The 25314-nt window shown below is 59.4% G+C and carries 18 protein-coding genes, 2 pseudogenes and 1 riboswitch; of the genes and pseudogenes, 7 read left to right on the plus strand and 13 right to left on the minus strand.

Annotated features, from left to right (window positions below; all coding sequences use genetic code 11):
- Positions 1–15: 15 nt before the first annotated feature.
- The gene (locus AB3L03_RS13130; RefSeq protein ID WP_368508762.1) at positions 16–414 is read right to left on the minus strand and encodes a helix-turn-helix domain-containing protein; all 399 of its coding nucleotides are present in this window, start codon (positions 412–414) and stop codon (positions 16–18) included.
- Between the two features lie 202 nt (positions 415–616).
- Positions 617–1063 (minus strand): hypothetical protein, encoded by a 447-nt coding sequence (locus AB3L03_RS13135; RefSeq protein ID WP_157158625.1) that lies wholly within the window; start codon positions 1061–1063, stop codon positions 617–619.
- A gap of 1852 nt (positions 1064–2915) precedes the next feature.
- On the opposite strand from AB3L03_RS13135, the gene AB3L03_RS13140 reads away from it, so the two are divergent.
- The gene (locus AB3L03_RS13140; RefSeq protein ID WP_368508763.1) at positions 2916–3983 is read left to right on the plus strand and encodes a cytochrome-c peroxidase; all 1068 of its coding nucleotides are present in this window, start codon (positions 2916–2918) and stop codon (positions 3981–3983) included.
- A gap of 820 nt (positions 3984–4803) precedes the next feature.
- Here the strand turns inward: AB3L03_RS13140 and metE are convergent.
- The 3 genes from metE to AB3L03_RS13155 form a co-directional block, all read right to left on the minus strand.
- On the minus strand, positions 4804–7119 hold the full coding sequence (gene metE / locus AB3L03_RS13145) for a 5-methyltetrahydropteroyltriglutamate--homocysteine S-methyltransferase (RefSeq protein ID WP_368508764.1): 2316 nt from the start codon (positions 7117–7119) through the stop codon (positions 4804–4806).
- A gap of 98 nt (positions 7120–7217) precedes the next feature.
- A riboswitch (cobalamin riboswitch) is annotated at positions 7218–7418 on the minus strand.
- Positions 7419–8204: 786 nt separating this feature from the next.
- Positions 8205–8408 carry a 4Fe-4S binding protein gene (locus AB3L03_RS13150; protein WP_007600001.1) on the minus strand — a complete coding sequence of 68 codons (204 nt, stop codon included), beginning with the start codon at positions 8406–8408 and terminating at the stop codon, positions 8205–8207.
- 570 nt (positions 8409–8978) lie between these two features.
- Positions 8979–10190, minus strand: a complete 1212-nt coding sequence (locus tag AB3L03_RS13155) for an EAL domain-containing protein (protein WP_368508765.1) — start codon at positions 10188–10190, stop codon at positions 8979–8981.
- 547 nt (positions 10191–10737) lie between these two features.
- Here AB3L03_RS13155 and AB3L03_RS13160 point away from each other — a divergent pair.
- Positions 10738–11274, plus strand: coding sequence for a GNAT family N-acetyltransferase (locus AB3L03_RS13160; RefSeq protein ID WP_368508766.1), 537 nt, complete (start codon positions 10738–10740; stop codon positions 11272–11274).
- Positions 11275–11505: 231 nt separating this feature from the next.
- On the opposite strand, the gene AB3L03_RS13165 is transcribed toward AB3L03_RS13160, so the two are convergent.
- From AB3L03_RS13165 to AB3L03_RS13195, 7 genes are all read right to left on the minus strand, one after another.
- A complete protein-coding gene (locus tag AB3L03_RS13165) occupies positions 11506–12132 on the minus strand; it encodes a hypothetical protein (RefSeq protein WP_368509051.1) in 627 nt (208 codons plus the stop codon).
- Between the two features lie 65 nt (positions 12133–12197).
- Positions 12198–12536 (minus strand): hypothetical protein, encoded by a 339-nt coding sequence (locus AB3L03_RS13170; RefSeq protein WP_368508767.1) that lies wholly within the window; start codon positions 12534–12536, stop codon positions 12198–12200.
- A gap of 167 nt (positions 12537–12703) precedes the next feature.
- Entirely contained in the window at positions 12704–13531 is an 828-nt protein-coding gene (locus AB3L03_RS13175; RefSeq protein ID WP_368508768.1) for a citryl-CoA lyase, read from the minus strand.
- Positions 13532–13586: 55 nt separating this feature from the next.
- Positions 13587–14852 (minus strand): CaiB/BaiF CoA transferase family protein, encoded by a 1266-nt coding sequence (locus tag AB3L03_RS13180; protein ID WP_368508769.1) that lies wholly within the window; start codon positions 14850–14852, stop codon positions 13587–13589.
- Positions 14853–14902: 50 nt separating this feature from the next.
- Complete coding sequence (locus AB3L03_RS13185) at positions 14903–15925, minus strand: ABC transporter substrate-binding protein (protein WP_368508770.1); 1023 nt, start codon at positions 15923–15925, stop codon at positions 14903–14905.
- Between the two features lie 33 nt (positions 15926–15958).
- Positions 15959–16732 carry an ABC transporter permease gene (locus AB3L03_RS13190; protein ID WP_368508771.1) on the minus strand — a complete coding sequence of 258 codons (774 nt, stop codon included), beginning with the start codon at positions 16730–16732 and terminating at the stop codon, positions 15959–15961.
- Positions 16716–17507: an ABC transporter ATP-binding protein gene (locus AB3L03_RS13195; protein ID WP_007599991.1), complete on the minus strand. Its 792-nt coding sequence runs from the start codon at positions 17505–17507 to the stop codon at positions 16716–16718. The genes AB3L03_RS13190 and AB3L03_RS13195 overlap by 17 nt, the downstream gene beginning before the upstream one ends.
- 170 nt (positions 17508–17677) lie before the next feature.
- Between AB3L03_RS13195 and AB3L03_RS13200 the strand changes: the two genes are divergently transcribed.
- The 3 genes and pseudogenes from AB3L03_RS13200 to AB3L03_RS13210 all read left to right on the plus strand — a co-directional run.
- Complete coding sequence (locus AB3L03_RS13200; protein WP_368508772.1) at positions 17678–18367, plus strand: IclR family transcriptional regulator; 690 nt, start codon at positions 17678–17680, stop codon at positions 18365–18367.
- Between the two features lie 427 nt (positions 18368–18794).
- The gene (locus AB3L03_RS13205) at positions 18795–19646 is read left to right on the plus strand and encodes a site-specific integrase (RefSeq protein WP_368508773.1); all 852 of its coding nucleotides are present in this window, start codon (positions 18795–18797) and stop codon (positions 19644–19646) included.
- Positions 19647–19668: 22 nt separating this feature from the next.
- Positions 19669–20511, plus strand: a pseudogene (locus AB3L03_RS13210) (transposase); the annotation flags it as partial.
- Between the two features lie 291 nt (positions 20512–20802).
- On the opposite strand, the gene AB3L03_RS13215 reads toward AB3L03_RS13210, so the two are convergent.
- On the minus strand, positions 20803–21108 hold the full coding sequence (locus AB3L03_RS13215; RefSeq protein WP_368508774.1) for a hypothetical protein: 306 nt from the start codon (positions 21106–21108) through the stop codon (positions 20803–20805).
- Positions 21109–22877: 1769 nt separating this feature from the next.
- On the opposite strand from AB3L03_RS13215, the pseudogene AB3L03_RS13220 reads away from it, so the two are divergent.
- Both AB3L03_RS13220 and AB3L03_RS13225 read left to right on the plus strand, forming a co-directional pair.
- A pseudogene (locus tag AB3L03_RS13220) lies at positions 22878–23199 on the plus strand (transposase); the annotation flags it as partial.
- A gap of 863 nt (positions 23200–24062) precedes the next feature.
- Positions 24063–25268, plus strand: coding sequence for an MFS transporter (locus AB3L03_RS13225; RefSeq protein ID WP_368508775.1), 1206 nt, complete (start codon positions 24063–24065; stop codon positions 25266–25268).
- Positions 25269–25314 lie beyond the last annotated feature (46 nt).

A 25314-nucleotide genomic window follows, 5' to 3' on the forward strand; every position in this document is an offset into this window, starting at 1 on the left:
CCATTTCGGCAGCTCTTAGGCCCGAATAAACGTGATCCGGCCCCCTTCGCCACGCTTCCGATGTGGCTTTATCTTTATTTCGACGTCCTGATCGAACGCCGCCAGCATGCGCAGCAGCTTCTCCACGGAAACCAACTTGAACTGCCCTTGAAGCAGCTTGGAGATGTTGGGCTGCTTCACGCCGACGAGCTTCGCGGCTTCGGTCTGAGTGATCTCCCGCTCCGCCATCAACCGCTTCAGTGTACAATGAGGGCTGCCTTGAGTTGGTACTCGTCCGCGTTCGAGAGGCGGTTGGCGGGCAACTTCTTCCTCGTGCTCATGATCGGGCTGCGTTTGTTCCGTGTTGATAGCTTCCGCGTCGCGCAGGCGCTGCCATGCGAGGCCAGATCGTCCCATATGCGGATCGGCGGCCAAAAGAGCTGCTGATCGGACCGCGTGAAGGTCAATTTGAACGCTCTACCGCGCTCGAGTGCCTTCGGAGTTTTGGCTTAACCTGTTGCGGGTGTGCTCGTCTTGGGGGACGGCATATATCGGCCGGGGACCACATATGTGTGTGCTTAAGAGTATGGACAGTATTCGTGTGCGCGCGCCTGCGGAATTCAGCGTAAGGCACGCGTCACTTCCATAGAAGAGATTCTGGCCAGTCTGTGAACTCCAACTCGAAGCTACGTAGGCCGGTGGGTTTTGTCGTGAATTTAAGAGTCTTCCCTGAAAGGTCGGCCAATGAACCAGATGCGAATGTGAAAACTGTCGTGCCGGAAGTTGCGACCCCAATGCCTTGCTCGCCTTCCATGCTAGAGAAGTCGGTCGCCTCGGAGAGTTGCCCAAGTGCAACTCCCTCCAGCGCGTGGTGAAATTCCATGGAGGCCAAGTATGTCCCTTTGTCAGCAGCCCACTCGCTGACCGACACTGCTGTGATCCCCGCGTCGGTCAAGAGACCACCTTCGATCCGGCAGCCATATTGAACGGTGAGAATAATCCGCTCATTCCGAACTCCGGCCGGCTCTCGATCGGCGGCAGTGATCGTGCACGCGTACCGCCTTGTTTCCGCAACCGCCCCCATGCCTAGCCCGATCCACTCGAGAGCGGAACATAGTACAAAAGCGAGAGCGGGTCTTATCATTCGACTGCACCTGATCTGAAAAATCGTTCCCTGCTCTGTACAATCTGACGCTACGGGCGATTCAAGCTCCTTCGATCGCTCTGCCGGATCAACGTTACTCAGGTGACTGCGGTGTCGCAGAAGCGACGCGAGCGGTATCCCCCGGCAGTGCCCTTGGATGGGGCCGGAACGATTTCATTGTCGGTGCGCAGCGGGCAGCACGTCGGTGAACCAAGGCTATGGGCCGAGCTTTTCAGGTCGGCGGCGGCCATGAGAGGCGCGACGGCCCGCGGCGCCGGAGCGCTACATTCCTGACCCAGGCGCAGGCGCTCTGTGAGCGGACGCTATTTAACGCGGAATGCTCCCGCGGCACAGGTCCCCAAATTTTGCTTCACAATCTCAATGTAAAAGGAAACGTGGCCGAGACGAGCCGTTCAAAGGCAGACTGCCGCTCAAGCAGACGCTCTTCGAGCATCTTACGCTGGAGATCATCTAGCTCGCTTTGAAGCCTTCTGCGACAACGCCAAATGTCATTCCGTACGGATCTGATCTCATTCAAGCGATCGTCAATCGATGCCATCACGGATACCGTATCCAACTTGAACCAGCCATGGACAAGTGCTCAATCACGTCCTTCCTCGCTAAGCCGCCGATAGATCTCAGGACTTGGGCCATCTGCGGACATGATGTCACGATCTCCTCCCAGCGTGTCCTCTTGTATCGGCGTCTTTCAACGCAAGAGCACGAAGTAGCGGTTGCTCCTGCAGAAGTTCAGCTTATTTTGCCCTCACCGCGCAGGATTTCAAAAGCTAGCAGCAGCCCGTGAGTGGGCCGACTAGGTAATCCAACCAACACCCGCCGGATCACGGGTCAGGCCGGTCACCTGTCCAATTGGAGGAACGATCAATCGGACGGTCGCACCGTCACACTCTGGGCAGCCGCGCCTTTCAGACTTGAGCACGGCAATTGCCATGCCAGCGAACCTCAGGTGGAATTGAAACAAGCCATGTTCGGTTCGGAGGCTCGTCCTTTACGAACGAGCCGGGTTTCGCGGCGGCGGCGCGCCAGAGCGGCCCGGATATGAGTCGGAGAGGCTTCAGTCGGCAGGGCTCGGCGAAATCGTGAACGATGCGCACCGCCGGGCGCCTCGGCTCAGTGTCTCGCCCAGCTGCGTAGGTCTTGTTACCGCCGTTCCCGCGTGCGGCCGGCAAGCTGGCAAGCGAACTTCACCACAAGCATCTGCGATCACCTCTAGCCGGGCCTGGCGCCTTGTAGCATCTGTGACACTGAATGTAGTGATCAAACCAAGACATCCGCCTTTGTTTGTTCCTCCGGACCCGTTCTACAACTAAATCAGCAACTTGCATCTCGCGGACGCAACTGGCATCGCAGTTGCTAATTGTCCAACCACACCGTGAGCGCTGAGCGCGGCCAGCGGTGTAAGACGGAGACATCAACTTTGCGGGAGCGTATTGGCCACCCAATCGCTCGATGGAGCACCGATGCGGCCACCGGACAGCTTACTGCGTGCGGCACACTTGTTGTTGTCAGATCGACCTTCACGCCGAACGTTGAGGCGCTAGTCTGATCGACCAACAGAAAGGCCGCGATCTAAGCTCAAAGCGAACTCGCGAATCACATAAGCCCCTCAAGCCCGTGCGTGAACGCCGGCGGCGAGCTCCTCAGAGTCGTACATTTTTGATGCAGCCTCGCTTCAGAGGATCCGCTGCATGCTGCGCCGGACCCTCGAGGAGTGCGTGGCATCGCTTTCGACTGTTTCCTTTTCTAACAATCAGAACTAATGAGGCGGTGTATGAACATGTCGATCCCGGAGCTTCGGGTTGTCGCTGAAGCATCTATTTTAGCTATTGGGCTGCTGATGTCGTCAGGAGCTAACGCCGACGATGATCTGATGAGAAACGCCAAGCAGATCTTCCATCCAATCCCCTCGGTCATTCCTGCGGTAAAAAACAATCCGGTGACGCATGGAAAGGTGGAGCTTGGCAAGATGCTGTTCTTCGATCCGCGGCTATCGGCGAGCGGGGTCATTAGCTGCAATACGTGCCACAATCTCGGCACCGGCGGAGTCGATGCCGGTCCGACCTCCGTTGGTCACGGCTGGAAGGTCGGCCTGCGCCGGGCCCCAACTGTCTACAACGCAGTGTTCAATGCGGCGCAATTTTGGGACGGACGCGCCGCGGACCTCAAGGCGCAGGCCACCGGCCCGGTGCAGGCGAGTGCCGAAATGAATGCGACTCCAGATCATGTGCTCGGTATCTTGAACTCAATGCCCGGCTATGTCGTCTTGTTCAAGAACGCTTTTCCGAACGAAGCGAGACCGGTCACCTTTGAAAATTTTGCGAAGGCGATCGAGGCTTTTGAAGCGTCTCTCATTACACCTGCGGCTCCATTCGATCAGTATCTGGAGGGCAATACACATGCCCTCGATGATCAGCAGAAGTCAGGGTTGGCACTGTTTATGGCGAAGGGATGTTCCTCTTGCCACAATGGTATCAATCTCGGTGGACAGGCCTACTTCCCGTTCGGCGTGATGAAAAAGCCGGACGCAAGCGTGCTTCCGGACGCCGATAAGGGCCGGTTCGCGGTCACCAGGGCGGTCGGCGACGAATATGTCTTCCGCGCGGCGCCATTGCGAAACGTCGCGTTGCGAGCCCCTTACTTTCATTCGGGACAGGTTTGGAGCCTGAAGCAAGCTGTTGCCCTGATGAGTGAAATCCAGCTCGGCACCAAGCTTAGCGATAGAGAGGAAAACGACATTATCTCATTTCTGAATTCGCTGACCGGTCGGCTGCCTAAGATCGAATATCCGATACTGCCGACGCGCACCAACACGACACCAAAGCCTTCAATAGACAGATAGCCTTAGCAGCACCGGCCTCATTCCCTGCCGAACAGCAACAGATGCGCTCCAAGAACCCGGGGTCCCGCAATGACGCCAAAATGAATGATCCCCTGCTGTCACTGATAAGCAGGCACATAAAAAGCCGCCCGGCCTCAATGCGAGGCCGGGCGAAAGTCACGCGGGAGCGACGCTGCTTTCCGCATCGTTCCAGCTTTCGTCGGTAGGGAGGACCACCGGCGATCGACTTACGACGAGGGCACTCGCCGTCAAACAACAAGAAGCGGATATCGCTCTGCACAAGTTAGCGAGCCGCTTGCCTTCCGCTCCTGTCGTAAACTTCAGGACTTGCTCACCACTTGCCAGCTGTCCGGTTGGCACGGGCAGCGCCTTGATGGAGCTGGGATCCATCGCGCAGGCGGTTTGACTGCCGAGCCCTGAAACTCAACCGTCAGTTTGCCGTCACGCGCCAGTATTTTGGCACCGCCGAATACCAGCAAATCTTCCCGAAGACCGCGCGAAGGCGCAAATTAGGTATGAAATTCCGCAAGGGCGGTAAAATAGATTGTTGTGATGGGACGCATCCACGCGATGGATAAATGAAGCGATAGGACCGTGGTTCGCGTCGAGCGTAAGTGACTTGGAATATGTCACCTAATCGGTATGGCCGGCATGCGGTCGTCCGCCGGATTCGAGCTTGTCGCCGCTGTATGCGATGGCCTCCGCCGGGGCAAACCGGCATTCGTAGGCGCTGGAAACTTTGAAAGCTCGCAAGGTTATCGCGAGCTCCCAAAGCGCGTTCATCTTATTCACAGATAGGTTGGCGACACGCTCCGTACGATCATGCCTCGGCCCGCAACTCGCGTGCGGCGGCCACCATATTGACGAGCGCGGGACGCACCTCCTCCCATCGTCGAGTTTTCAGTCCGCAGTCGGGATTGATCCAGAGCTGCCGATCGGAAACCCGCTGCCGCGCCAACACAATCAGCTGCTTGATCTCGGCTGCTGCGGGAATGCGCGGTGAATGAATGTCATAGACGCCCGGCCCGATTTCATTAGGATATTTGTAGCTCTTGAAAGCGTCGAGCAATTCCATTTTGGAGCGCGACGCCTCGATTGAAATGACGTCGGCATCCATTGCTGCGATCGCATCGATGATTTCGTTGAACTCGGAATAGCACATGTGCGTATGGATCTGAGTTCCGTCAGCGACAGCGGAGGAGCAAACACGGAAACTGTCCACTGCCCAATCTAGATAGTCCTTCCACTGCGATTTGCGCAGTGGCAATCCCTCCCGCAACGCAGCCTCGTCGATCTGGATCATGGTCGCTCCAGCCGCCTCAAGGTCGATGACCTCGTCTCGGATCGCGAGAGCGATCTGTCGGCATGTCTCGCTCCGCGGGATGTCGTCACGGACAAACGACCAGTTCAGGATCGTCACCGGTCCGGTCAGCATAGCCTTGACGGGTTTTTTGGTCAGAGACTGCGCATGTCGCCACCATTTAACGGTCATGGGCTTCGGGCGGGAGACATCTCCAAACAGGATAGGAGGACGAACGCACCGCGAGCCATAAGACTGAACCCAGCCGTGCTTGGTGAATGCGAAACCCAACAGCTGCTCGCCAAAGTATTGAACCATGTCATTGCGCTCGAACTCACCGTGTACGAGCACGTCCAGGCCGATATCTTCCTGCCAATGCACGGTATGGGCTGTCTCCGCTTTCAGAAGCTGCTCGTACTGCGTGTCATTCAGCGCTCCCCGCGCATGAGCTGCACGCGCATTGCGGACGTCCGCCGTTTGCGGAAAGGATCCGATGGTTGTGGTTGGAAACATCGGCAATGCGAAGGCGACGCGCTGGACGTCGGCGCGCTGGGTGAACGCACTGCGACGGCGACGCATGCTATCGTCGATCGCGGCCATTCGTCCGGCGACGTTCGCACTGTGGATCTTCGGCGATGTTTCGCGGGTGACGGATGCATCCTCTGAGAGCGTGAGTTCATCGGCCACGTCGGCAGCATGGCCAGCCAGCGCTTTGCCCAATATCGAAAGTTCCTTGATCTTCTGCACTGAGAACGCCAACCACGTCTTCAGATTGGGATCGAGATCGATCTCTAGTTCAATGTCGGCCGGAACATGAAGCAGCGAGCAGGAGGGGGCAATCTGAACACGGTCCCTGCCCAGTTTTTTGACCATAGGAGCAAGTTGGTCGAGTAGCGCCGGCAGATTAGAGCGCCACACGTTGCGACCATCAACGACACCGAGCGAGACCACGAGATCTCTACCTGCTCTGGCGACAATCGCGTCCAACTGGTCAGGTGCACGAACCAGGTCGACATGAACCCCGGCAACGGGCAAGGCCAAGACTGTTTCAAGATTGTCGCCGACACCCCCGAAGTATGTGGCCAGCATGATTTTAAGGGCCGGCACGGCCTTAGCGAAATGAGCATAGGCCCGGCGGACAGCGGCCCGAGATGCTTCGTCGATGTCCATCACTAGGCATGGCTCGTCGAGCTGAACCCATTCAGCGCCGCGCGAGGCTAGTTCGCGGAGAACATCGACATAGACGGGGAGGAGTCGATCAAGCAGCGACAGCGGATTGAATGCGGGATTTACGCTTTTGCCGAGCTTCAGGAAAGTGACTGGGCCCACTAGGACGGGCCGCGTCTGATAACCGAGGCTTCTTGCCTCCTCATATTCCTCGATCGGCTTCCGAGAGGCATACTTAAAGATCTGATCCTGGTGAAATTCCGGCACCATGTAGTGGTAGTTCGTATCGAACCACTTCGTCATCTCCTGTGCGGCTACGCCGGGCCCATGCTGAGCGTGACCACCGTCTTGAGCGCCACGCGCCATGGTGAAGTAGGTTTTAAGCGACACAGGACCTTCGTTCCAGCCGTAAACGTCGGGAATGGCGCCGACCATTAGGCTGGTATCGAGCACATGGTCGTAGAGCGAGAAGTCATTCGAAGGAATGACGGTCGCACCGCGGGATTTCTGCCGTGCCCAATTAGCGGCACGAAGTCCACTCCCCGCCTCGAGGAGCTCGGCTTCGCTGGATTTTCCCGCCCAGTAGCTCTCGAGTGCGAATTTGAGTTCGCGTCGTGGGCCGATGCGTGACGTCCCCAGTGTGGCAACGGGAAGCGAAAGGATTGACATAGCTTAGACCCCATGTTGGGGCAAAGGCCATGGCGGACGCAGACAGCGAACATCGCGTGAGCGACAACTGCTTGGCGCACACCGGGACGCCCCGCCCGTGGACGATATCTTGTCGAGGCAGGTCTCCTGGCTCACGGGTCGTCGCTGCTGTCCGGCCTTCCCGAAGCCGCATGGCTTCAGTGACTTCGTTGGACAGCGGCTCGCCGCTTACAGTTGCGGGGGCAGCGCCGGCATTGCACCGGCTTCCCTCTTAGCTCCGGATCAAACGAAATCCGGAGACCGCGACGGCTTGAAATTATGCGCACGATGGATCGATGCGTCAACCTACTGATTCTCGCTGCGACATTGCCCAAGCGATTACGAGCGCACTAGGCGGGTACGACGGTCTTGCTCGCGGCCTGGTGAACACGCCCTGATCCGTGGAGGCTCCGCTTGTGAAATGCATTCGCTCCCTGCTCGCGTAACGGTTGAGCTCCACCACCGGAACGAACCCGGGCCGCTTTCGGTATCTGTGTGATCGCGAGGAGGCGACCTTTTCCGTCAGCAGCTTTTCGAACCTGCGCGTCAGGAAGTGCGATCATCCTCGTCCGGCATCCGTTTGCTCACTGCCCACGAGGCTCCGTAAAAATTTCGAAAGCCGGATTGCTCCAGGACCGCACGGATGATCAGGTCGGCTCCTTGGTGTTCGGCGGGCCCGCGACCAGGCACGAGGTCGACCGCTCCGTGAGGTTGGCCAAGATGATCTTCTCGGTGCACTAGGTGTTCACGTGCTGAGCGACTTTTGCGTCGGCTTCGATGCGTCGGTGGCCGCTCGACGCCGGTCTGCCTCGCCTCGACTCGCGGCCCGCGACGATAGGCCTTAACGCGGCCACTGAGCATCGAGGGCCTTGTCCTTGTTCGTGACAAATTCGACGGTGTCCTCCGACAGAGCCCTTTGAGGGGTTCCTCGAGTCGCTCAGCGCCTTAAGCTCATAACGATGTTAATCGACCTCGATGCGCCCCATGCGGTCGTGGTCTCCTCAAGGTCCCACATCTACAACTTCGTTCGCGAAATCGAGCGATGAGGCCTTTTGGTCGCGGGCTGCCTATCCTGTCTTGGACGGGACACAGGTGTCAGGGACCGGACAGACCACCGCGCATTGCGGCGTGTCGCAATGGCCCTCGCACTCCGTACATTTTTTGGCATCGATAACGTAAATGTCGCGCTTCAGACTGATCGCCGCGTTGGGACACTCGAACTCACATGCGCCACAAACGGTGCATTGCGAAGCGACGATCTTGTAAGCCATGCCTTCCGACTCCTTAGGCGAGCGATGCCATGGGCGATCCCTTTCAAATGCCGTGCCAAACGCAGACGCGCTCAATGTTGGGCAATTTTCCCAATTCGGCTGTCCCGGGTCTGAGACCATGTTGCATCTGCGACAGCAACAGGTCGCTTCAATTTCAGGCTACGAGCCCTCGGGCCCTCTTGCGAGAGCCAGTCGCGACTTGACTCTGAAAGCGTCTGTTTGGCACGTCAGCGCGGGAGCAAGCGAGGCTGACGCTTCCTCAACCGGCGGCGACAAAAAGCCGCGAACGGCGCAGGTCTAGGTCGGATCTCGGCAAACCTCCGGTCACATCACCCCGACTGGAGGTTTGTGCAAGCCTCGCTCATGGCTGCAACGCTAGCTGCGGAGGACTCGCTGGAGGCTTGCCAAAACGGGCTTGTTGTATAACAAGCTTCGGAGGGAAATGAAGTGGCGGCGGGACGCGCAACACTGGCTTTGCAGACCGATTGAATTGCACTCAGCCTCATGCCTGGTGCGAGTAGGCATGGCGGTGCTCGTGATCGTCGCTTGGCCGCACTCAGCCACTCGCAACTATTTTGGACGAGCTGGAGCAGGGTTGAAAGATGACTGTGCAAATTGCTTCAGTGGCATGGCTTTTCCGAACAAATGGCCCTGCGCAAGGTCGAAGCCGAGTTCGGCCACAGCGATTAGGTCGGCCTGGCTCTCCACACCTTCGGCGACGGTGCGCACATTATACTCTTTGGCTATATCGACGATATGGCGGCACACCGTTCGCTTGAGGGGCCCATTCGCGCAGCCGCCGACGAACTGACGATCCACTTTCAATTTCATGAACGGGAATTTTGTCACCCCCATCAGCTGCGGCCAATTGGCACCGACATTGTCGATTGCAAGGCCAATGTTGTGAAAGCGAACCTCACGCGCAACCTCGACCAGGAGATCTAGGTTCTGGATAGCTTCCACGCTCTCGATTTCAATCGTCAAACCGCCGAAAGCGGGGTGCGACGGCATGCGCCGACAGAGATCGCGTACCGCCTGCGGGTCAATCAGGAATGCTGCCGGGAGATTGATGGAGAGATCAATCGAAGTTTGCTGCTCCAGAAGATACTGCCAATCCTTGATCGCGCGGTCGATCACGAACTGCGACAACCCCCTAAAATGCGGATCGTGAGGTTCCGGGATGAAATAGGCTGGTGGAACGACGCCCCAGGTCGGGTGCCGCATTCGCACATGCGCCTCGGCGCCGCGGCGGCTAAGGGTACACGCGTCAAACTTCGGCTCATACCAGAGCTCAAGCCAGCCAGCGTGTAAGGCTTCTCCGACATGGACCGCGGGACGGGGCGCCGGCTCTCTTGGCAAGAGCATGGCGATCCGATCGCGCAACGTCTCGGCTGCAAACGGCGCCTTGAGCGGCGGCAGCATAGCAAGTCCATATTCACTACCGACCTGCTGCACTGCCGCCATGATGATCGACTCGCGGGCTCCGAACGCCAGCACTCGGCCTGCAAATTCTTCGCGTACCAGCATCTCGAGCAATCGTCCAGGCTCGATGCGGTCCGAGCCAATGCCGAGCAGGATCAGATCAGGGAGCTCCGTGCGGAGTACGTGCGGCATCTCGTCAGCAGTCCTGCATTCGCTGATAACAAATCCCATATCCTCCAGCACATCCCGTAGAAAGGCGCGCAGATGCCGCTTGCCGACCAGGCACGCCCGCGGCCGCACCTTACGTTGCCCGAAGATTACAGGTTTCCCTCCGACCAGTCCGGCCTGCCCATGTTCCATCGCAACCACTCCCGTTCCGTGAGGGTGCCTTAAACGAGGAGCGAAGGTCCAAACAAGCTGTGCTTCCCGATATCTTTCGATTGTTCGAGATAAGCTTAAGATAGTGCATTGGTGTGCAAGATCTTTCGCGATCTTGCTCAGACGATTTTATCGGGCGCACGCGTATGATACCTGTCGCGCTTCGCGCAACTTTGTGCGAGTGACGCACGCGAGGTCGGAATCTCTCCTTCGCACGCACCGAGCTGACGCTCTATGGCGCTGCGATCATCGAGGCGCACGATTTATTGAATCGAGTAGTTCGTGAGCGACGATCGGCAATCACTCTTACGAACGTTTGATCGGCATGACCGGCGTGTGCCGTTTGGTGAATATTTTCCAATCGAAGGCAACCCATCATGAGTTCGCAGCCGCTCAAGCCGCAGTCGATTCTGAGAACGGCAATGGCTTGCAATTACCTCAACTCTGTTGCCTATAGCGAGTGTGGACGTGCTGCTTCCTACCGAGCCTGATAGTTGCTTTCAATTGCGTTTTCTGTATTCTCCTGAGCATGAATTTCCTCCAGAGGGCTAGGTCGGGTGTTCGTGTTGGCGCTGAAGGGCAAGGCCTGTCCAGCGCGGGCACGGCTTTGCGCAAGAGCGTGCCAGGAGATGAGAACGCGGTCGCAAAAGCGGTCGAAGAGCTACTTTCCGAGTTAGGTGGCCCCGGACCGGAGTTCAGCCTTCAAGGCGCGAAGCGGGCGGCGTTGCACCTGATTCAGGATCCCGAACAGGGCTTCATTTTTGTCGTCGAGGAACAAGGCACCGGGCAGATTGTAGGGATAGCTAGCATCTCGGCCGTACAGGCCGTGAGAGCAGCCGGAGCGTACGGCGTGCTTCAGGAGCTATGGATTTCTCGTGACTTCCGGAGCTCTGACTGCGGTCGGCATCTGCTCGAGGCGGTAGATTCGGAGGCGAAGCGCCGCGGCTGGCAGATGATTGAGGTTGCGTTGCCTCCGAATGGCTATCCGGCCCTAGAACGGGTACGCCACTTCTACGAGGAGAGGGGATATCGGGTTGGAGGATTGCGCGCGCGCAAGAGGCTCTGACAGTAGTACGACCTCTGCGCCACACGCTTAAAGCGCTCCTGGGCTAGCGTGCTATCGGTAAAGTCCTTCAAGCAGTAAATCCTGGGCTTGTTGCTTCTCAAAACGAACGCTTCACGCGTGCGTCGCGGCCGAGCATGATCGAGAACCCTTGACGCTGATGCGATGCTGACTCCCGCCGCGAGCGGTTACCTCTTCGGCCTTCTTGGCGAGAGCGTTCGAAAATATCAGCGATCAATCATTCTGCATTTGTGGGAAGCGATACCGCGACCCGCCCGACCAATAGCGGCAGGTCGGCGGCGGCCCGTTCCTGGCGGAGCCCGACCCAGCCTTACGAATCCTTCTTTTGCGCTTCCATGCAGTGCGATTTACTGGCTCTGGTTTGAGATCACCGCACACAAACGCCATCCATTCGTCACCAATTACATTCTCTCGGCAACTGGCTAGCCAGTTGTCTACCAGACTCATTCCTGCATCTTGGTGCGGCGGACCGGCGCGTAAAAGGATTCCGCACCACCTTGCCACTCCTGCTGGCGAATTTCGATGAAGGTGCGCGAGATCAGCCATCAACACTGATCCGGTAGAGGATTCCGTAATGAGCAATGTGCCGAGTGCCGCGTCCAATATGACATTCGTGCAGCTCCCCCCTGCGCAGGACTGGATGCAAGCGGACCGCTTCGCCGTTTGGCGCCAATACGAAAACGTGGCCGAGGGAATCATGCGCGACAAAGAGCCACCCTTTTTTTGATCGACCGTCAGTCCGTCAGGACCGCTCGTCGCGAAGAACCAGCTGAATCGTCCGACTTTCCCCACGCCATCACGCATCAGCGGTACGCGCCAGATGCTATTGTCGCGCGTCATTGCAACGAACAATACGGTCTCGTCCGGACTGAGCACCAGGCCATTCGGGCCCGGGCCATTAGAAATCAAGCAATGATCCGGCCGTCAGGGCACAGTCGAAATGCCCGGCCGGTCCGATCGTGCAATCCAGTCTGGCCCTGATCGGTGAAATAGATGTCGCCTTTGGTCGCGATATGCAGGTCGTTGCAGCCTCTGAAGGACTCGGAATTGCGGTGGCCCAGCAACGGTCGGATGGTCCCTCTCTGTGGATCGAGCTCCAGGAGACCGTTGATATAGTCGGACACGAGCACCCGGCCGTCCGGAGCAACCTTCAGACGTTCGGCCAGCCGTCGTATTCGATGATCAAAGACCAGACGCCCTCCGGTGAAATCCGGAAATGCGGCCGAAGGGGATGTCGACGACATAGAGATTCCCGGACTGGTCGAACGACGGTCCCTCGATGAAACAATCTACTGGATATGCCCCGCGGTTCGCGTCTGCCCATTCCGAAGAAACAGCCGGGCGACGAAACTCCGCCGCCATCGACGAGAACACGCTGGCCTCCATCAGCTTGGGCGGGATTTCGAGATGCTCATGATGCGCCTTCGAGCCTGCGACGCGGCTGGCCCTCGTATTTGTAGCCGAACTGCTTGGGCATTGGGCCCTTGTTGCGATCGTTGCGCCCAGTTTGCTCCCAGGCGTGAGCCAGGATTCCGACCGCGCGCGACAAGCAGAAGACCCCCCGCGCGAGCGGAGAGGCGAAGCCCAGTTCGCCGTAAATGACCGCGGTCGCGCCATCGATGTTCATCGGAATGAGCTTGCTCTTGCGCTGTTGCATCACCCGCTCGATCGCGCGAGCGGCCTTGGCATAATCGCCGCCGACACTGCCCTCGTCAGCTGCGGCATCCACCAGCGCCAATAGCGGGGCCGCGCGCGGGTCGACTGGATGAAACCGGTGGCCGAAGCCCGGCAGATATTTGCTGCGGGTTGCGGTGAAATGGTCGATTGCAGCGCCAGCGGCCTGCTCGATCTCTCGCCCTTGGCGCCGTCGCAGCACATCCTCGTAGAGTTCGATAGCCTGCTCCCCTGCTCCGCCATGCACGTCATCGAGCGTGTTGATTGCCGAGGCCATTGCGCCATTCAGGGGCAGGCCGCAGCTCACCGCCATTTGGGCAATTGCAATGGAGGGCGCGTGCGGACCGTGGTCAACGGATCCAACCAGCGCAGCTTGCAGCAGCTGCTCCTGTGCTGGCGTTGGCAGATTGCCACGTAACATCAGCCAAATCATGGCGGGAAAAGAAACGCGGCCTATCAAATCTTCAATTGGATAACCCCGATAGGCGATGCGACCTGGCGCGATATCGCAAATGGAGGTTCGCCACCAACTGGCCGCTTGGTATCTCAGTTCTTCTTCGCTCATTTCCGGTTCCGTCCTTTCAACCTGCCGATTGCCAACCGACGCAAGCCGTCGGATGTCATGATATCGGTCCGTCCGTGGCTGCGCGGACGGGCAGGAAATCAGCCTCTCCTTGCTTTGGCGTCCCGACGGCTCGGCTTGAGACCAGTTGCTCAACCTCCGCATACGAATAGCCGAGCCGCTGCAGCCATCGCTCAGTGTCTGCTCCGAGCGTCGCAGGTGGTGAAGGCACCGAAAACTCCTCATCCAGCCGGAACCCCGGCCGCGTGATTCGTAACGGCTGCGCATCGTCTTGTTCTGGCGCCAAAGTCTCGACGAATCCGCGCTCAACGACCTGTGGCTGCTGCAACACTTGCGAGACCGTCAGCACACGGCCGGCAGGGACACCAGCCAGGTTCATTTGGGCCTCCCATTCCTCAGCGGGCTTGCAACTCAATGCCTTGTTCAACTCCGCGCTCAGCGCAGCGCGGTTCACCTTGCGCATCTCGCGTCCAGCAAAGCGTGGATCCGTCTTCAGGTCCGGTCGGTCGATCAGGTCGCATAGGGCTTGGTACTGCTTCTGCTCGTTGGCGGAAATGTTCAGCGGGCCCGTTGCGGTGCGGAACGTGCCGGAGGGAGCCGCGGTAAAGTTCTCGTTGCCGATGGGCTGCGGCTCGATCCCGGCGTTCAGGTGGTTGGAGACGACCCATCCCATCGCCGCAATGGTGGCCTCGAGCAGGGACACGTCGATGAACCGACCCCGTTGCCTATGCCGCTGGTCGACCAGAGCCGCGGCGATAGCAAACGCAGCAGTCAGTCCCGCAATCGTGTCCGAGATCGGAAAGCCCGTGCGCAGGGGAGCCGAGGCTATATCGCCGGTGACGCTCATGGCTCCGGAGAGACCCTGGACGATCTGGTCATAGGCCGGACGGGCGGACCACGGTCCGCTCTGCCCAAAGCCGGAGATCGCGCAGTAGACCAGACGCGGGTTCAGCCTGACAAGCACATCAAAGCCGAGGCCAAGGCGTTCCATCACCTTCGGCCGGAAGTTTTCGAGAACCACGTCGGCTTCCTTGACCAGTCGCAAGAACACCTCGCGGCCCGCTTCCGATTTCAGGTCCAGTGCAATCGATTGCTTGCCGGCGTTCACAGCAACAAACGAGAGTCCCTGCAGGCGCTCCGCTCTTTGCGGATCCGCGCCGAGGCGCCGCGCCAGGTCGCCGCCGTTCGGATTTTCCACCTTAATGACCTCCGCGCCAAGGCGCGCAAGATGGTAACCGCAGAACGGACCCGCCAACACGTTTGACAGGTCGAGAACGCGGATACCGGCTAGCGGCAGAGACATCTGAAGAGCCTTCTTGTAGGTGATCCAATAGCGAGCGCTTAGTACGCAACTTATTTCAGTTGCTGCGCAGCACGTTCCGCGAATCGATTCGTGAAGGTCTTGATCAGGTCGATCTTTGCGGCTGCGATCTTCGGATCAAAGTCGCCTAGGACAGCCAGCGGGATCTTGGCCGCGTCGATGTCCATCTGACCGGTTGGCGAGAACAGCGCTTTCGACGCGTTGATGATCTCGATGTTCACCTCGCGATTGTCGGTCTTGTATGCAGGAGGCATCGCGTCGACGAGCTGCTCCGCCGTAACCGTGTTGATCCAGCGATGAGTTTTGAACAAGGCGTTGACGAGGCGCTGGACCGTTTCCGGATTTTTGTCGATGAAGGACTGCTGAAGGTAAAGGCACGCGGCCGGATAGATTCCGCCAAAGGCCTGCCTTGAGCCTTCGACCGTGCGCGCGTCGAACAGCGGTGTCGCACTCTTCTTGCGCGCGAGAAGGGTCGCAATCGGATCGAAATAGACGAGCGCGTCGATATTCTTGGCCTCGAGCGCCACCATGCCGGGTGCACCACTGCCAACCGCGATGATGCTTACATCGCGCGAGCCCAATCCCGATTTCTTGATGTAGTAGCGCGCCATGGTATCGGTCGAGGACCCCGGCGCCGTGATCCCGAGCTTCAGGCCCTTCAGACCGGCACCCGTCTTGACCTTGTCAGCGAGGTCGCCGCGGACACCGAGCAACACGCCGGGAATGTCATTGAGCAGGAACACGCAGGAAATTTGCTTGCCTTGGGCCTGCATCTGAATGGTGTGATCATAAAAGCCGACGGTCCCGTCCACCGAGCCGCCGATCAACGCCTGCAAAGCCTTCGAGCCACCGGCCTGGAAGTTCTCGACGGTCACGTCAACCCCTTCTTCCTTGAAGGCGCCCAGCTTCACGCCAAGTTCGAGAGGCATATAGTTGAGGATCTGTGACCCCACTGCGATCTTCAATTTTGTCTTCTCGGGCTCGGCGGCATAAGTCGAGATGACCGGGAATGCGGCTATCGCGATGACCAGCATCAGTCGTGGAAAAGCGTGCATGGGAAACTCCATGAGAATGGGACAGCGGTACGATCAGGCTTCGTGGGCAGGTGCGGGCCGCCAGACCAGGAGCCGTTTTTCCGCGCGGTCGACAATGGCATCGAGAGCAACGACGAAGGCGGAGAGGACGATGATTCCTGCGAACACTCCGGTCGCGTCGAGGACGCCCTCGGCCTGCGCAATCAGGTGCCCCAATCCCGCGGACGAACCGAGATATTCGGCGACCACTGCTCCCATCACAGCCATGCCGACCGACACCCGCAGGCTCGACAGGATCCACGTGGTGGCGGACGGTAGGTAGACATGGCGCAGCAGGGAGGACTTCGATGCACGTAGCAGGCGCGCATTCGCGAGCACGACCGGATTGACCTCGCGAACGCCCTGAAAGGTGTTGAAAAAAGCGACGAAGAGAACCAGCGTCACGCCCAGCGCGACCTTGGAGGTGAGGCCCAATCCGAACCAGATGACAAAAATGGGCCCCAGCAAGATGCGCGGGATCGCATTGAACACCTTGATGAAGGGCTGAAGGACCTCGGCCGCAAACGGGCTTAAGCCCAACCAGATACCAAGCGCCATGCCGATCCCGATACCAGCCAGGAAAGACAGGACCGTCTCCAGCAGTGTTATGCTGACATCGGTCCAGAAGTCGGCCGTTGACGTCCACTCTCCGATCCTTGCGATGAGTGTCGACGGGGCCGGAAAGAAGAACGGGTCGATCAACCCGGCCCGCACGCCCAATTCCCAGATCAGGATCAGCCCAAGCACGATGGCGAACTGCGTGAGAGCGACTTTACCCCTGCGTGGCATAGCTTTTCTCCACTTCGGCGCCGAGCAGCGACCAGATCTCACGGTAAAGCGCGACGAACTCGTCGGTGGTCTGTAGCGCGGAGAGGTCGCGGGGACGAGGCAGCGTGATCCTGACATCGCCAACCATGCGGCTCGCGGGACCGGCAGACATCACAACGACGCGGTCCGCCAGCGTGATCGCCTCATCGAGGTCATGGGTGATGAAAACCAGTGAGCGCCGGTCCGCCTGCCAGAGGTCGAGCAGGATACGGTGCATGAGGCGACGGGTGTGAACGTCCAGCGCTGAGAAAGGCTCATCCATCAGGACGATCTTCGGCTGCATGATCAGGGTCTGCGTCATGGCGACCCGCTTGCGCTGGCCGCCGGACAATTGGTGCGGATAGCGCTCCTCGAACCCTTTCAAGCCAACCTTGGCGAGCCAGGGCCGCGCCTGCTCGCGCGCTTTCGCGATCGAGCTGCCCTGAAACACCAGCCCGAGGCCGACATTGTCCTGGGCTGTTTTCCAGGGCAGCAGCCCTTCCTGTTGCAGCATGTAGCCGGACTGACCGTTCAGGCCCCTAAGCGATTTGCCGAAAATGCGAACCTCGCCGGCGGCCGGCTTCAGCAGTCCGGTGACAGTGTTGAGAATAGTCGATTTTCCGCAGCCGGTCGGCCCGACTACTGCAACGAATTCGGTTTCGCCGACCTGGAGGTTCATGCTTTTCACGGCGGTGAAGTCGCCGAAGCGAATCATCACGTCGCGCAGGTCGACGGCAAGTGCCGGCTGCCCTTCCATTGTTTCGCTCCGCAGAACCTGTTCTAAGCCTCAAAGCAGGTAACTGGCGCTACATCCGGAGTCAATTGCATTCTGCAACATAGAACCCAGATGAGCATTGAATACTGGACTTTCTATCCATTCTGGATATCTGTTCTGCACTACAGAACACGATGACGAGGACTGTATCAATGGCAAAGACAGGGGTTGATGCGGTCGGGCGCGCCCTGGCGATCCTCAAGGCCTTCGGCGCTGAGCGCGCAGCCATGACGCTGACCGAGATTGCCGAGGCGACCGACTTCTACAAGAGCACGGTCCTTCGCCTTGCCGCATCCCTGGAAGCGGACGGATTCCTGGTGCGGGGGACCGACCGGCTATTTCGACCCGGACCGGAGCTATGGCGCCTTGGGGCGCTCTATCAGCGTGGGCTGGACTTCGGTGACCTGATCAGACCCTCGCTCCATCGTCTGGTCGAAGCAACCGGAGAGACCGCATCCTTCTACATCGCGGAGGGCGACGAGCGCATTTGCCTTTATCGCGTTAATTCTCCGCGTTCCGTCCGGCATCACCTCGAAGAAGGACAACGATTGCCGATTGATCGCGGCGCTGCGGGCCGCGTTCTTACCGCTTACCGCGATTTTGCATTAGCTGATGGAAAGAAGATCAGAGATCGTGGCTTCTACGTCTCGATCGGCGAGCGTGATCCTGAGGTTGCGGCCGCAGCGGTGCCCCTAATCGATGTCTATGGCAAATTGCGGGGCGCGCTCTCAGTCTCCGCCATTCGCACTCGCTTTGATGCAGATGCTCGGAAATCTGCCGTTGAAGTGCTGAAGTCCGAGGCTAAAGCGCTGATTGGTTTGCTGCCTGCAACTGAGCGCTGAGCTACAATGGCAGCGTTCTGTTTATAACGCACAGCTCAGCGGGTGCCGCAATGGCCTCTCCTGAGCGTAGCGCGCATTTCTCGCATTGTTGCGGCCTGCAGATCATCCTCGATCTCGACGCCACCCATCCCTACACGGACATCAGGAGGGAGGCTTCTTCAAGGCTATTACGCTGCTCGTGTGATGTGTGCTGGTGCGCGTGTTCTGGAGCCGTCATGGCCTGACGGCCAAGCTGCGGCGCGCCGACATCGATGCAAGCGCGGTTAGGACGGTTCGCGGATTGTGCGGCCTAAAGCCGGATGGGGTTAGACCGAATCGATTTGGGATTGAACGAAGCCGCTGTCGCGGCATGCGTGGCGAGGTGGCGTAGATCGCCTCCTGGCTGAGAGGATGTGGGTGTTGGAGCCCCCTCAGACAGGGTATTGAGATGGCCGATTTGAGCCCTCTTCGCCGCCGCATGATCGAGGACATGACAGTCCGCAATCTGTCGCCGGCGACGCAGCGATCCTACATCAGGGCGGTTTCGAAGTTCAGCCGCTATCTCGGCCGATCGCCTGAGCGGTTGGAGCTGGAAGACGTCCGGGCCTTCCAGGTGCATCTGGTCTCGACCGACATCTCATGGCCGGCGCTGAACCAGATCATCGTCTGTGCGCTACGGTTTTTCTACGGCGTCACGCTCGGCGAGGCGCTCATCCCCTATGCGCGAGAGCCCCGCAAGCTGCCGGTCGTTCTCAGCGCCGACGAAGTGGTGCAGTTCCTCGAGGCGGTGTCGAGCCTGAAGAGCCGCGCCGCGCTCACCACCGCCTATGCGGCCGGCCCCAGGGCCTCCGAGGTCGCGGGACAGCGGATCGAAGACATCGACAGCACCCCCGGTGTCATCCAGGTGCGCCACGGCAAAGGCGCGAAGGATCGCAACGTGATGCTGTCGTCCCAACTGCTCGGCATCCTGCGCACCTACTGGCGGCTCGCCCGGCCGCGGCTTTATCTGTTCCCTGGGCGTGACGAAGGTCACCCGATTGATCCGACCGTGTCGCATGCCGCCTGCCGCTCGGCGGTCAAGGCTGCGGGCCTGACCAAGCGCGTCACGCTGCACACGCTGTGCCACAGCTTCGCGACACATCTTCTGGAGAACGGAATCGACATCCCGATCATCCAGGTTCTGCTCGGGCACAATAATCCGTCGTCGACGGCGCGCTACACGCAGGTCGCCAACCCTACGATCCGGGCGACCCAGAGCCCGCTCGACCGCCTGTCGCTGGAGGTGACGCCACCGGCATGACAACGGCTCCGGGATCCGGCTTATGACCCCCGACGTCCGTCCGCACCGACCCGCCATTGACATTGCCGATATCTTGCGCCGGCATGGCGACGCCTATCGTCGTGACCATGCCGGTCATCACGGTCGCGTCGAGCGGCGGGTGATGAGCGCCATTGTTGGGTGCCGAACCGAGGCGCTCGGCGGCCACGTCGAGGCCCGCAATGACTGCGGCATGACGCGGATCGCCTATAATTCCTGCCGGAACCGGCATTGTCCGAAGTGTCAGGGGCCAGCCCGAGCCGCGTGCCTTGCCGCGCGAGAAGCCGACCTGCTGCCGGTTCCCTACTTCCACGTCGTCTTTACGCTTCCTGCACCGATCGCCGCGATTGCTTTCCAAAACAAGGCGGTCGTCTATGCCATCCTGTTTAAGGCCGCCGCCGAGGCGATGACCGACGCTTGCTGCCAATCCGCGCCGGCTCGGCGCGGAGATCGGCGGCGTCGCGGTCCTGCACACCTGGGGACAAGCGCTAACGCATCATCCCCACATTCACTGTGTCGTGCCGGGCGGTGGCCCGTCACCTGATGGAACACGCTGGATCGCCAGCCGACCGAACTTCTTCCTGGCCGTCAAACCGCGGTCCCGGCTCTTTCGCTGGCTTTTTCTCAAACGCCTGATCGGGGCCTTCAACGCCGGCGCCTTGCGCTTCTTCGGCGATCTTCTCTTGCCGAACTCGACACTTTCGCTGGTCGCATCAAAGCCATGCAGCGCGTCAACTGGGTTGCTTACGCCAAGCGGCCCTTCGGCGGACCCGCACAGGTGCTGGCCTATCTCGGCCGATATACCCATCGCGTCGCGATCGCCAACAGCCGGCTCGTCGCACCCGACAACGATCATGTTGCCTTCATGCACCAGATTCGTGTGGGCGTCGGCGGCGCCACTACAACGATCGCGTAGTTGCGCCCCAGCGCATCCAGTACGAGGGCAACCTATGGCGTGAGGACACCACGCGGCAATCCTCAGCGCGCGGCAATCCTCAGATGGGCTGTGACGGGCGTCTCTTGGAGACTCGTACGACTCTCACGGCTACTCGCCGTTCCCAGCCGGTGGTCGGCCGCAGTCGACTCTTCTGGCGCGATTTGGCGGATTGTTAGCAAAGTTGTGCGACTGTCCGACCGCCTACATCTGTTCGTCGGAGCCGTGGCCTCTCGCGAGATCCCGTGTCCGTTGCATCGTGCGGGAAAAATATTCGTCGCGCTCGCGGCGCACGCGCTCTTGATGCGCTCTGAAATTCGCGACTCGTTTGCTGATGTGCTCTCGCTCGGAGGTGCCCCAGCTCAACCGCGGGGGAGAATCGGGTGGGGAAGCTTTTGCGATTGGCGCGATGGGTGCTATCAGCTTTGGAATAGGCGCTACGCTCCGTGCGCGTTCTACGAGTGCCGCGGATTGTTGAACCAGCGCCTCCAGTTCCTTTTTCCAGTTCATCTTCCATGTTCTCCGAACAGTCATGGGAGCATGCTAATTTGGTGCGGTACGCTCGTCCAGCTACCCCTTTTGGTAGTTGCGAGGCCGCGGCTTGTCCGCAAAATAGTGGCCGATGAGTCATTTGGGCCGATGAAATTCGCGGCTTCCCTGCTAGGAGAACCCACCCACGTGACCTTCGTCACCCAAGTGACGCAACAGGATGGAAGATCAGAACGATGCGACCTGGGTCAAACCCGTCGGCTGTGCCTGGTCTCTGGCATGAAAGCATGATCGCCCAGGCTCGCCATACTCGAACTCCTCAAGCGAACTACGCTGACGCCGAAGCAGCGGAGATTGTGCGTCAGTGCGCGAATCGTTGCCGCCCGAATGGTCCGACCAGAACTACTCTACAGTATTGCTCAAATGGGAGACGGGAGTGGCGAGCGGTGTTGTGAAATGCGACGAAGGGTTTCGGCTTTCATTCAGCCGGATGGGAGCGGCTGCGGGAAGGGCAGGCAGTCTCTTACGAGCTTACAGTCGACCCGAGGCGTGGTAAAAGCAGTGCGGAAAATCTGCGTGTCTGATTTCATGTCGTAGGCGTCTGGCCTCAGCCCCCCGCCCAAGTCTGGCGCTTACCTCGGAACGACCCCAGCCGCTTTAAGCACTGGGGTCGTTTCATTTCTCGCCAATTTTCGACGTTTCGCGGGTCCGAATACAAGAGAACGTAGCTAGCGATGCTCGCTAGCGCATCGCCTCTTTGTCCCGTTTGGTAGACGGGTAACAGTCAGTCCGCCCGCTCGTCATAGCGCGATTTGAAGGCGCTCGCGAGCGGCTTATTGGTCGGAAGGTTATCCTCGCCGATCATCCTGGACTGGAGGTGGTGGCGCCGGCGCTGATCAAACCCGATACCGTGCTGCGGCGCGAGTTCAACAGTGTGGACCAACGAAGGGATGGGAAAGCTAAGCAAGGACTCTCGAGTCGAGAGGGCTACGATATCAGGCTATTGCTGCGCGAGCTCCCTTCGCCGGACGTTGGATCCGGTCAAGGTCCCCAGCATCGAGGGCTCACAACCAGGCAATTCATAGATTCTGGGCAGGCTCGTCAACCCACTCCATCAGGAGCCTTCGGGGATCTCGGGGAGCACGACGCCGCACCTGCGGCCGCGTTTGTGCATGCGCTCGCCGCGCTCTTTGCTCAGCCACACGCCTGGCGCGTACGCTGAAGCTGCAACCGCGTAGTCGCCCTTCAAGTGCTGGATGATCCTCGCCGAGTAATGATAGCTCGTCACGCAGCGGCGATGATCGTTTACCTTCACATCAATAATTGTCGGGGCAGGGCTGGATTGAATTTACCTTAATTGGGCGGGGCCATCTTTGGTTGAGTGCTCGTCCGGTCGCCACGCCATTATGGGATCGCTCTCCGCCCTAGAGCCTCTCGTCCTGGAGGTTGGCAATCCTCTTGGCGCAGCGAACCGGCTAGAACTGAAAATCGAATTTTGAGATGCACGAAGGCAATGCCGAACTCACCTATCGGAATTCCAAGGGGATTTTGCTGAGCCGGGACATTTCAGGCGTCCACCACCGATCCGTGCCCCTCGTAGTCTAATTTATGTAACCGCGGAACGTTTCGTCCATCATTAGGGCTTCGCACGGACCAACATACGGCCCGTTGGCATCGCGCGTTGAAGCCTACTTGGGGATTCAAAGCCGGAGCGGCTGCTAGCATCAATGCTAAAGCTCGATCCGTCCTCCTAATTCAACCAGCGCATGCGACGGCACCTTGAAACATCGCGCTTCCGATCGGCATCAAGCGTCGGCGCCTATCTGGGTCTTACGCCTCGACGCAACCACTCTGGCGAAACTGGGCAAGATATCACGATGGGGCGACCGTCTTCTCCCAACCTACCTGTACGAGGCGGCGATCGTCCTGCTTCATCGAACGAAGAGATGGTCCTCTCTTAAGGCTTGGGGCATGAAGCTCGCTAAGCGGATGGGCATGCGAAAGGCAAAGGTCGCCATCGCGCGCAAACTCGCCATGCCTCCTCACTGTATCTGGGTCTACGGCACATCGTTCGACTGGGGCCAGGGAAGGAAGCCTGATCCGATCTTGTAGAGTTCCTGGTCCGGTCTGCCGGACTGGCGATGTCCCGCTGGGACCGTGTTGTGGCGACCTCGGTCAATCAGGTGGTGGCGGCTCGTCCGCACTCCGCTGCAAACGTTGAGGCGCCCGACCCCGACATCATCATAAGGCGCTGCGCGACCTCGGAAAGGACCATGATCCCAGCGAAGACCTTAACCAGCCCCGGCGATCCAATGCACGTATCAGCCGGCCCGCGCCGTCTCCGCAATCCGGACCAGCTCCGACGGCGCGAGCACTACCACCGTGCCGTGGGCGAGTTCAGAAATGTAAGTTTGACAACAAACCGCAATTAAAGGGCCGATTGACACCCAGCGCGCGCGTACGCAGGCGAGGCAATGGCGGCTCCCCGGAGATCATGATCCCCGAGCGCCCTGCTAAAGCTGCCGAAGCAGTGCCGGGACATTGTGAGTGAGACCTCCTCTTCGGTGTTGGCAGCTCGGCAATCTGCAGGCCGTCCGAGCGCACGGAAGGCATCACGATGCTATTGCACCGTCCGTTTGGGGGGCGAAGCGCAGCGCCTGGTGGCGGGCGACGCAGCTCTTCGAGTAAGGTCAGGCCCTCTTTCACGATGCCAGCCGGAACGACAGTCCCACTCAGGACGCCAGTCGGAGGACACCGAGTGCCGTTTGTCGTGTGTCAACTATCAACTCTCGCAGTTGATGGAGAGAACGACCCATGCGACCGTAACGATCGGATACCACCGATGCAGGTCGATCAACATCCGGAGAGACGCCCATGCCATGCGGCGCCACGCCCATGGTTGAAAAATGCGTACAAGCAGCGGCTGATCATCGACAAATGAAACGGGCGGATCCTTCGTACAGTGATGTTTAATAATGACGAGTGACGGCACAGAATCTTCGCTCCGCATCTGGCTCGCCGTCATCGTGCTAGGCATCGCCTCGTTTCACATCGTCTTGGCAGAGATAGCACCTATCGGGCTGTTGTCTCAGATTGCTCGCGACCTCGGACGAGATCAGGCAGCGGTCGGGCTCACGGTGGCCCTCTATGCCTGGATCGGTGCTGCCAGCGCTCTGTTGTCGCCCGTTCTGCTTCAGAAGTTTCCTCGCAAGCCGCTAGTCATCGCCTTAACTATTATCCTTTCCGCAACAACGTTTGCGGCGACGATGTCTCACACTTTCGAAGGGTTGTTGCTGGCACGCACGGTGGGCGCTGTCGTTCACGGTTTCTATTGGGCCATGGCGGCTGTGGTTGCGTCTAAGATTGCGCCGTCCCGCAGTATGGGTGTTGCGACGGCAATCGTATTCGGCGGGATCTCGATGGCGACCGTTGTTGGCGTGCCGCTCGCGAACTTCGTCGGTCAGGTGAGCGGATGGCGTGCAGCGTTCAGATTAATTGGCGCCATCGGACTGATCACCTCAGCCCTGATGGTGGCAGTTCTTCCGAAAATGCAGGCCGGGACGCCAGCGGGATGGAGAGAGCTTGGATCAGTCTGCCGCAGGCATGACCTGTTGGGGATCTATGCCGTAACGACATTCATGGCGGCGGCGCATTTCGGGGCGTACACATTTATAGAACCATTCCTCAACGAGATTCCAAACGTTGCCCAAGTCATGATTGGCGCGCTGTTGTTCGGCTTTGGCGGAGCAGGATTCCTGGGGAACATCCTGGCGGGCGTCCTCATCGACCGCTTCATGAAGCCCATCATCACTGCGGGGCTGCTTGCTCTGTGTCTGGCCCTCCTTGGCCTTGGATGGTTTGGTCCCCAGTTGGGGACAGGCCGGGTCCTTGTCTTGCTGGTCATCTGGGGCGCGGCCGTCGCGGCGCTGTTCGCGGGACTCCAGACCTGGATCCTACGCGCCGCCGGTTCGACAGTGATGACTGCTGCCGCGATGCACTCGGCGGTCATCAATTCGGCCATCGGCTTCGGAGCCGTCCTTGGCGCCCAGGTGTTGACTGTAGCCGGCCCATCAGGAGTGATGCTGGCAGCTGGTATGGTCGTCATCATCCCTCTGCTGATAGTTCTCCCGCAAGCGACCCCAGAGGGTGATCTAAAAAAGGGGGCGTTGCTTGATGGATAACGCCGCAGCCGTGCGCACGGCGCGGATCGCCGCGTGCCCTACCACG

The organism is Bradyrhizobium lupini, assembly GCF_040939785.1.
GTDB classification, from domain to species: domain Bacteria; phylum Pseudomonadota; class Alphaproteobacteria; order Rhizobiales; family Xanthobacteraceae; genus Bradyrhizobium; species Bradyrhizobium canariense_D.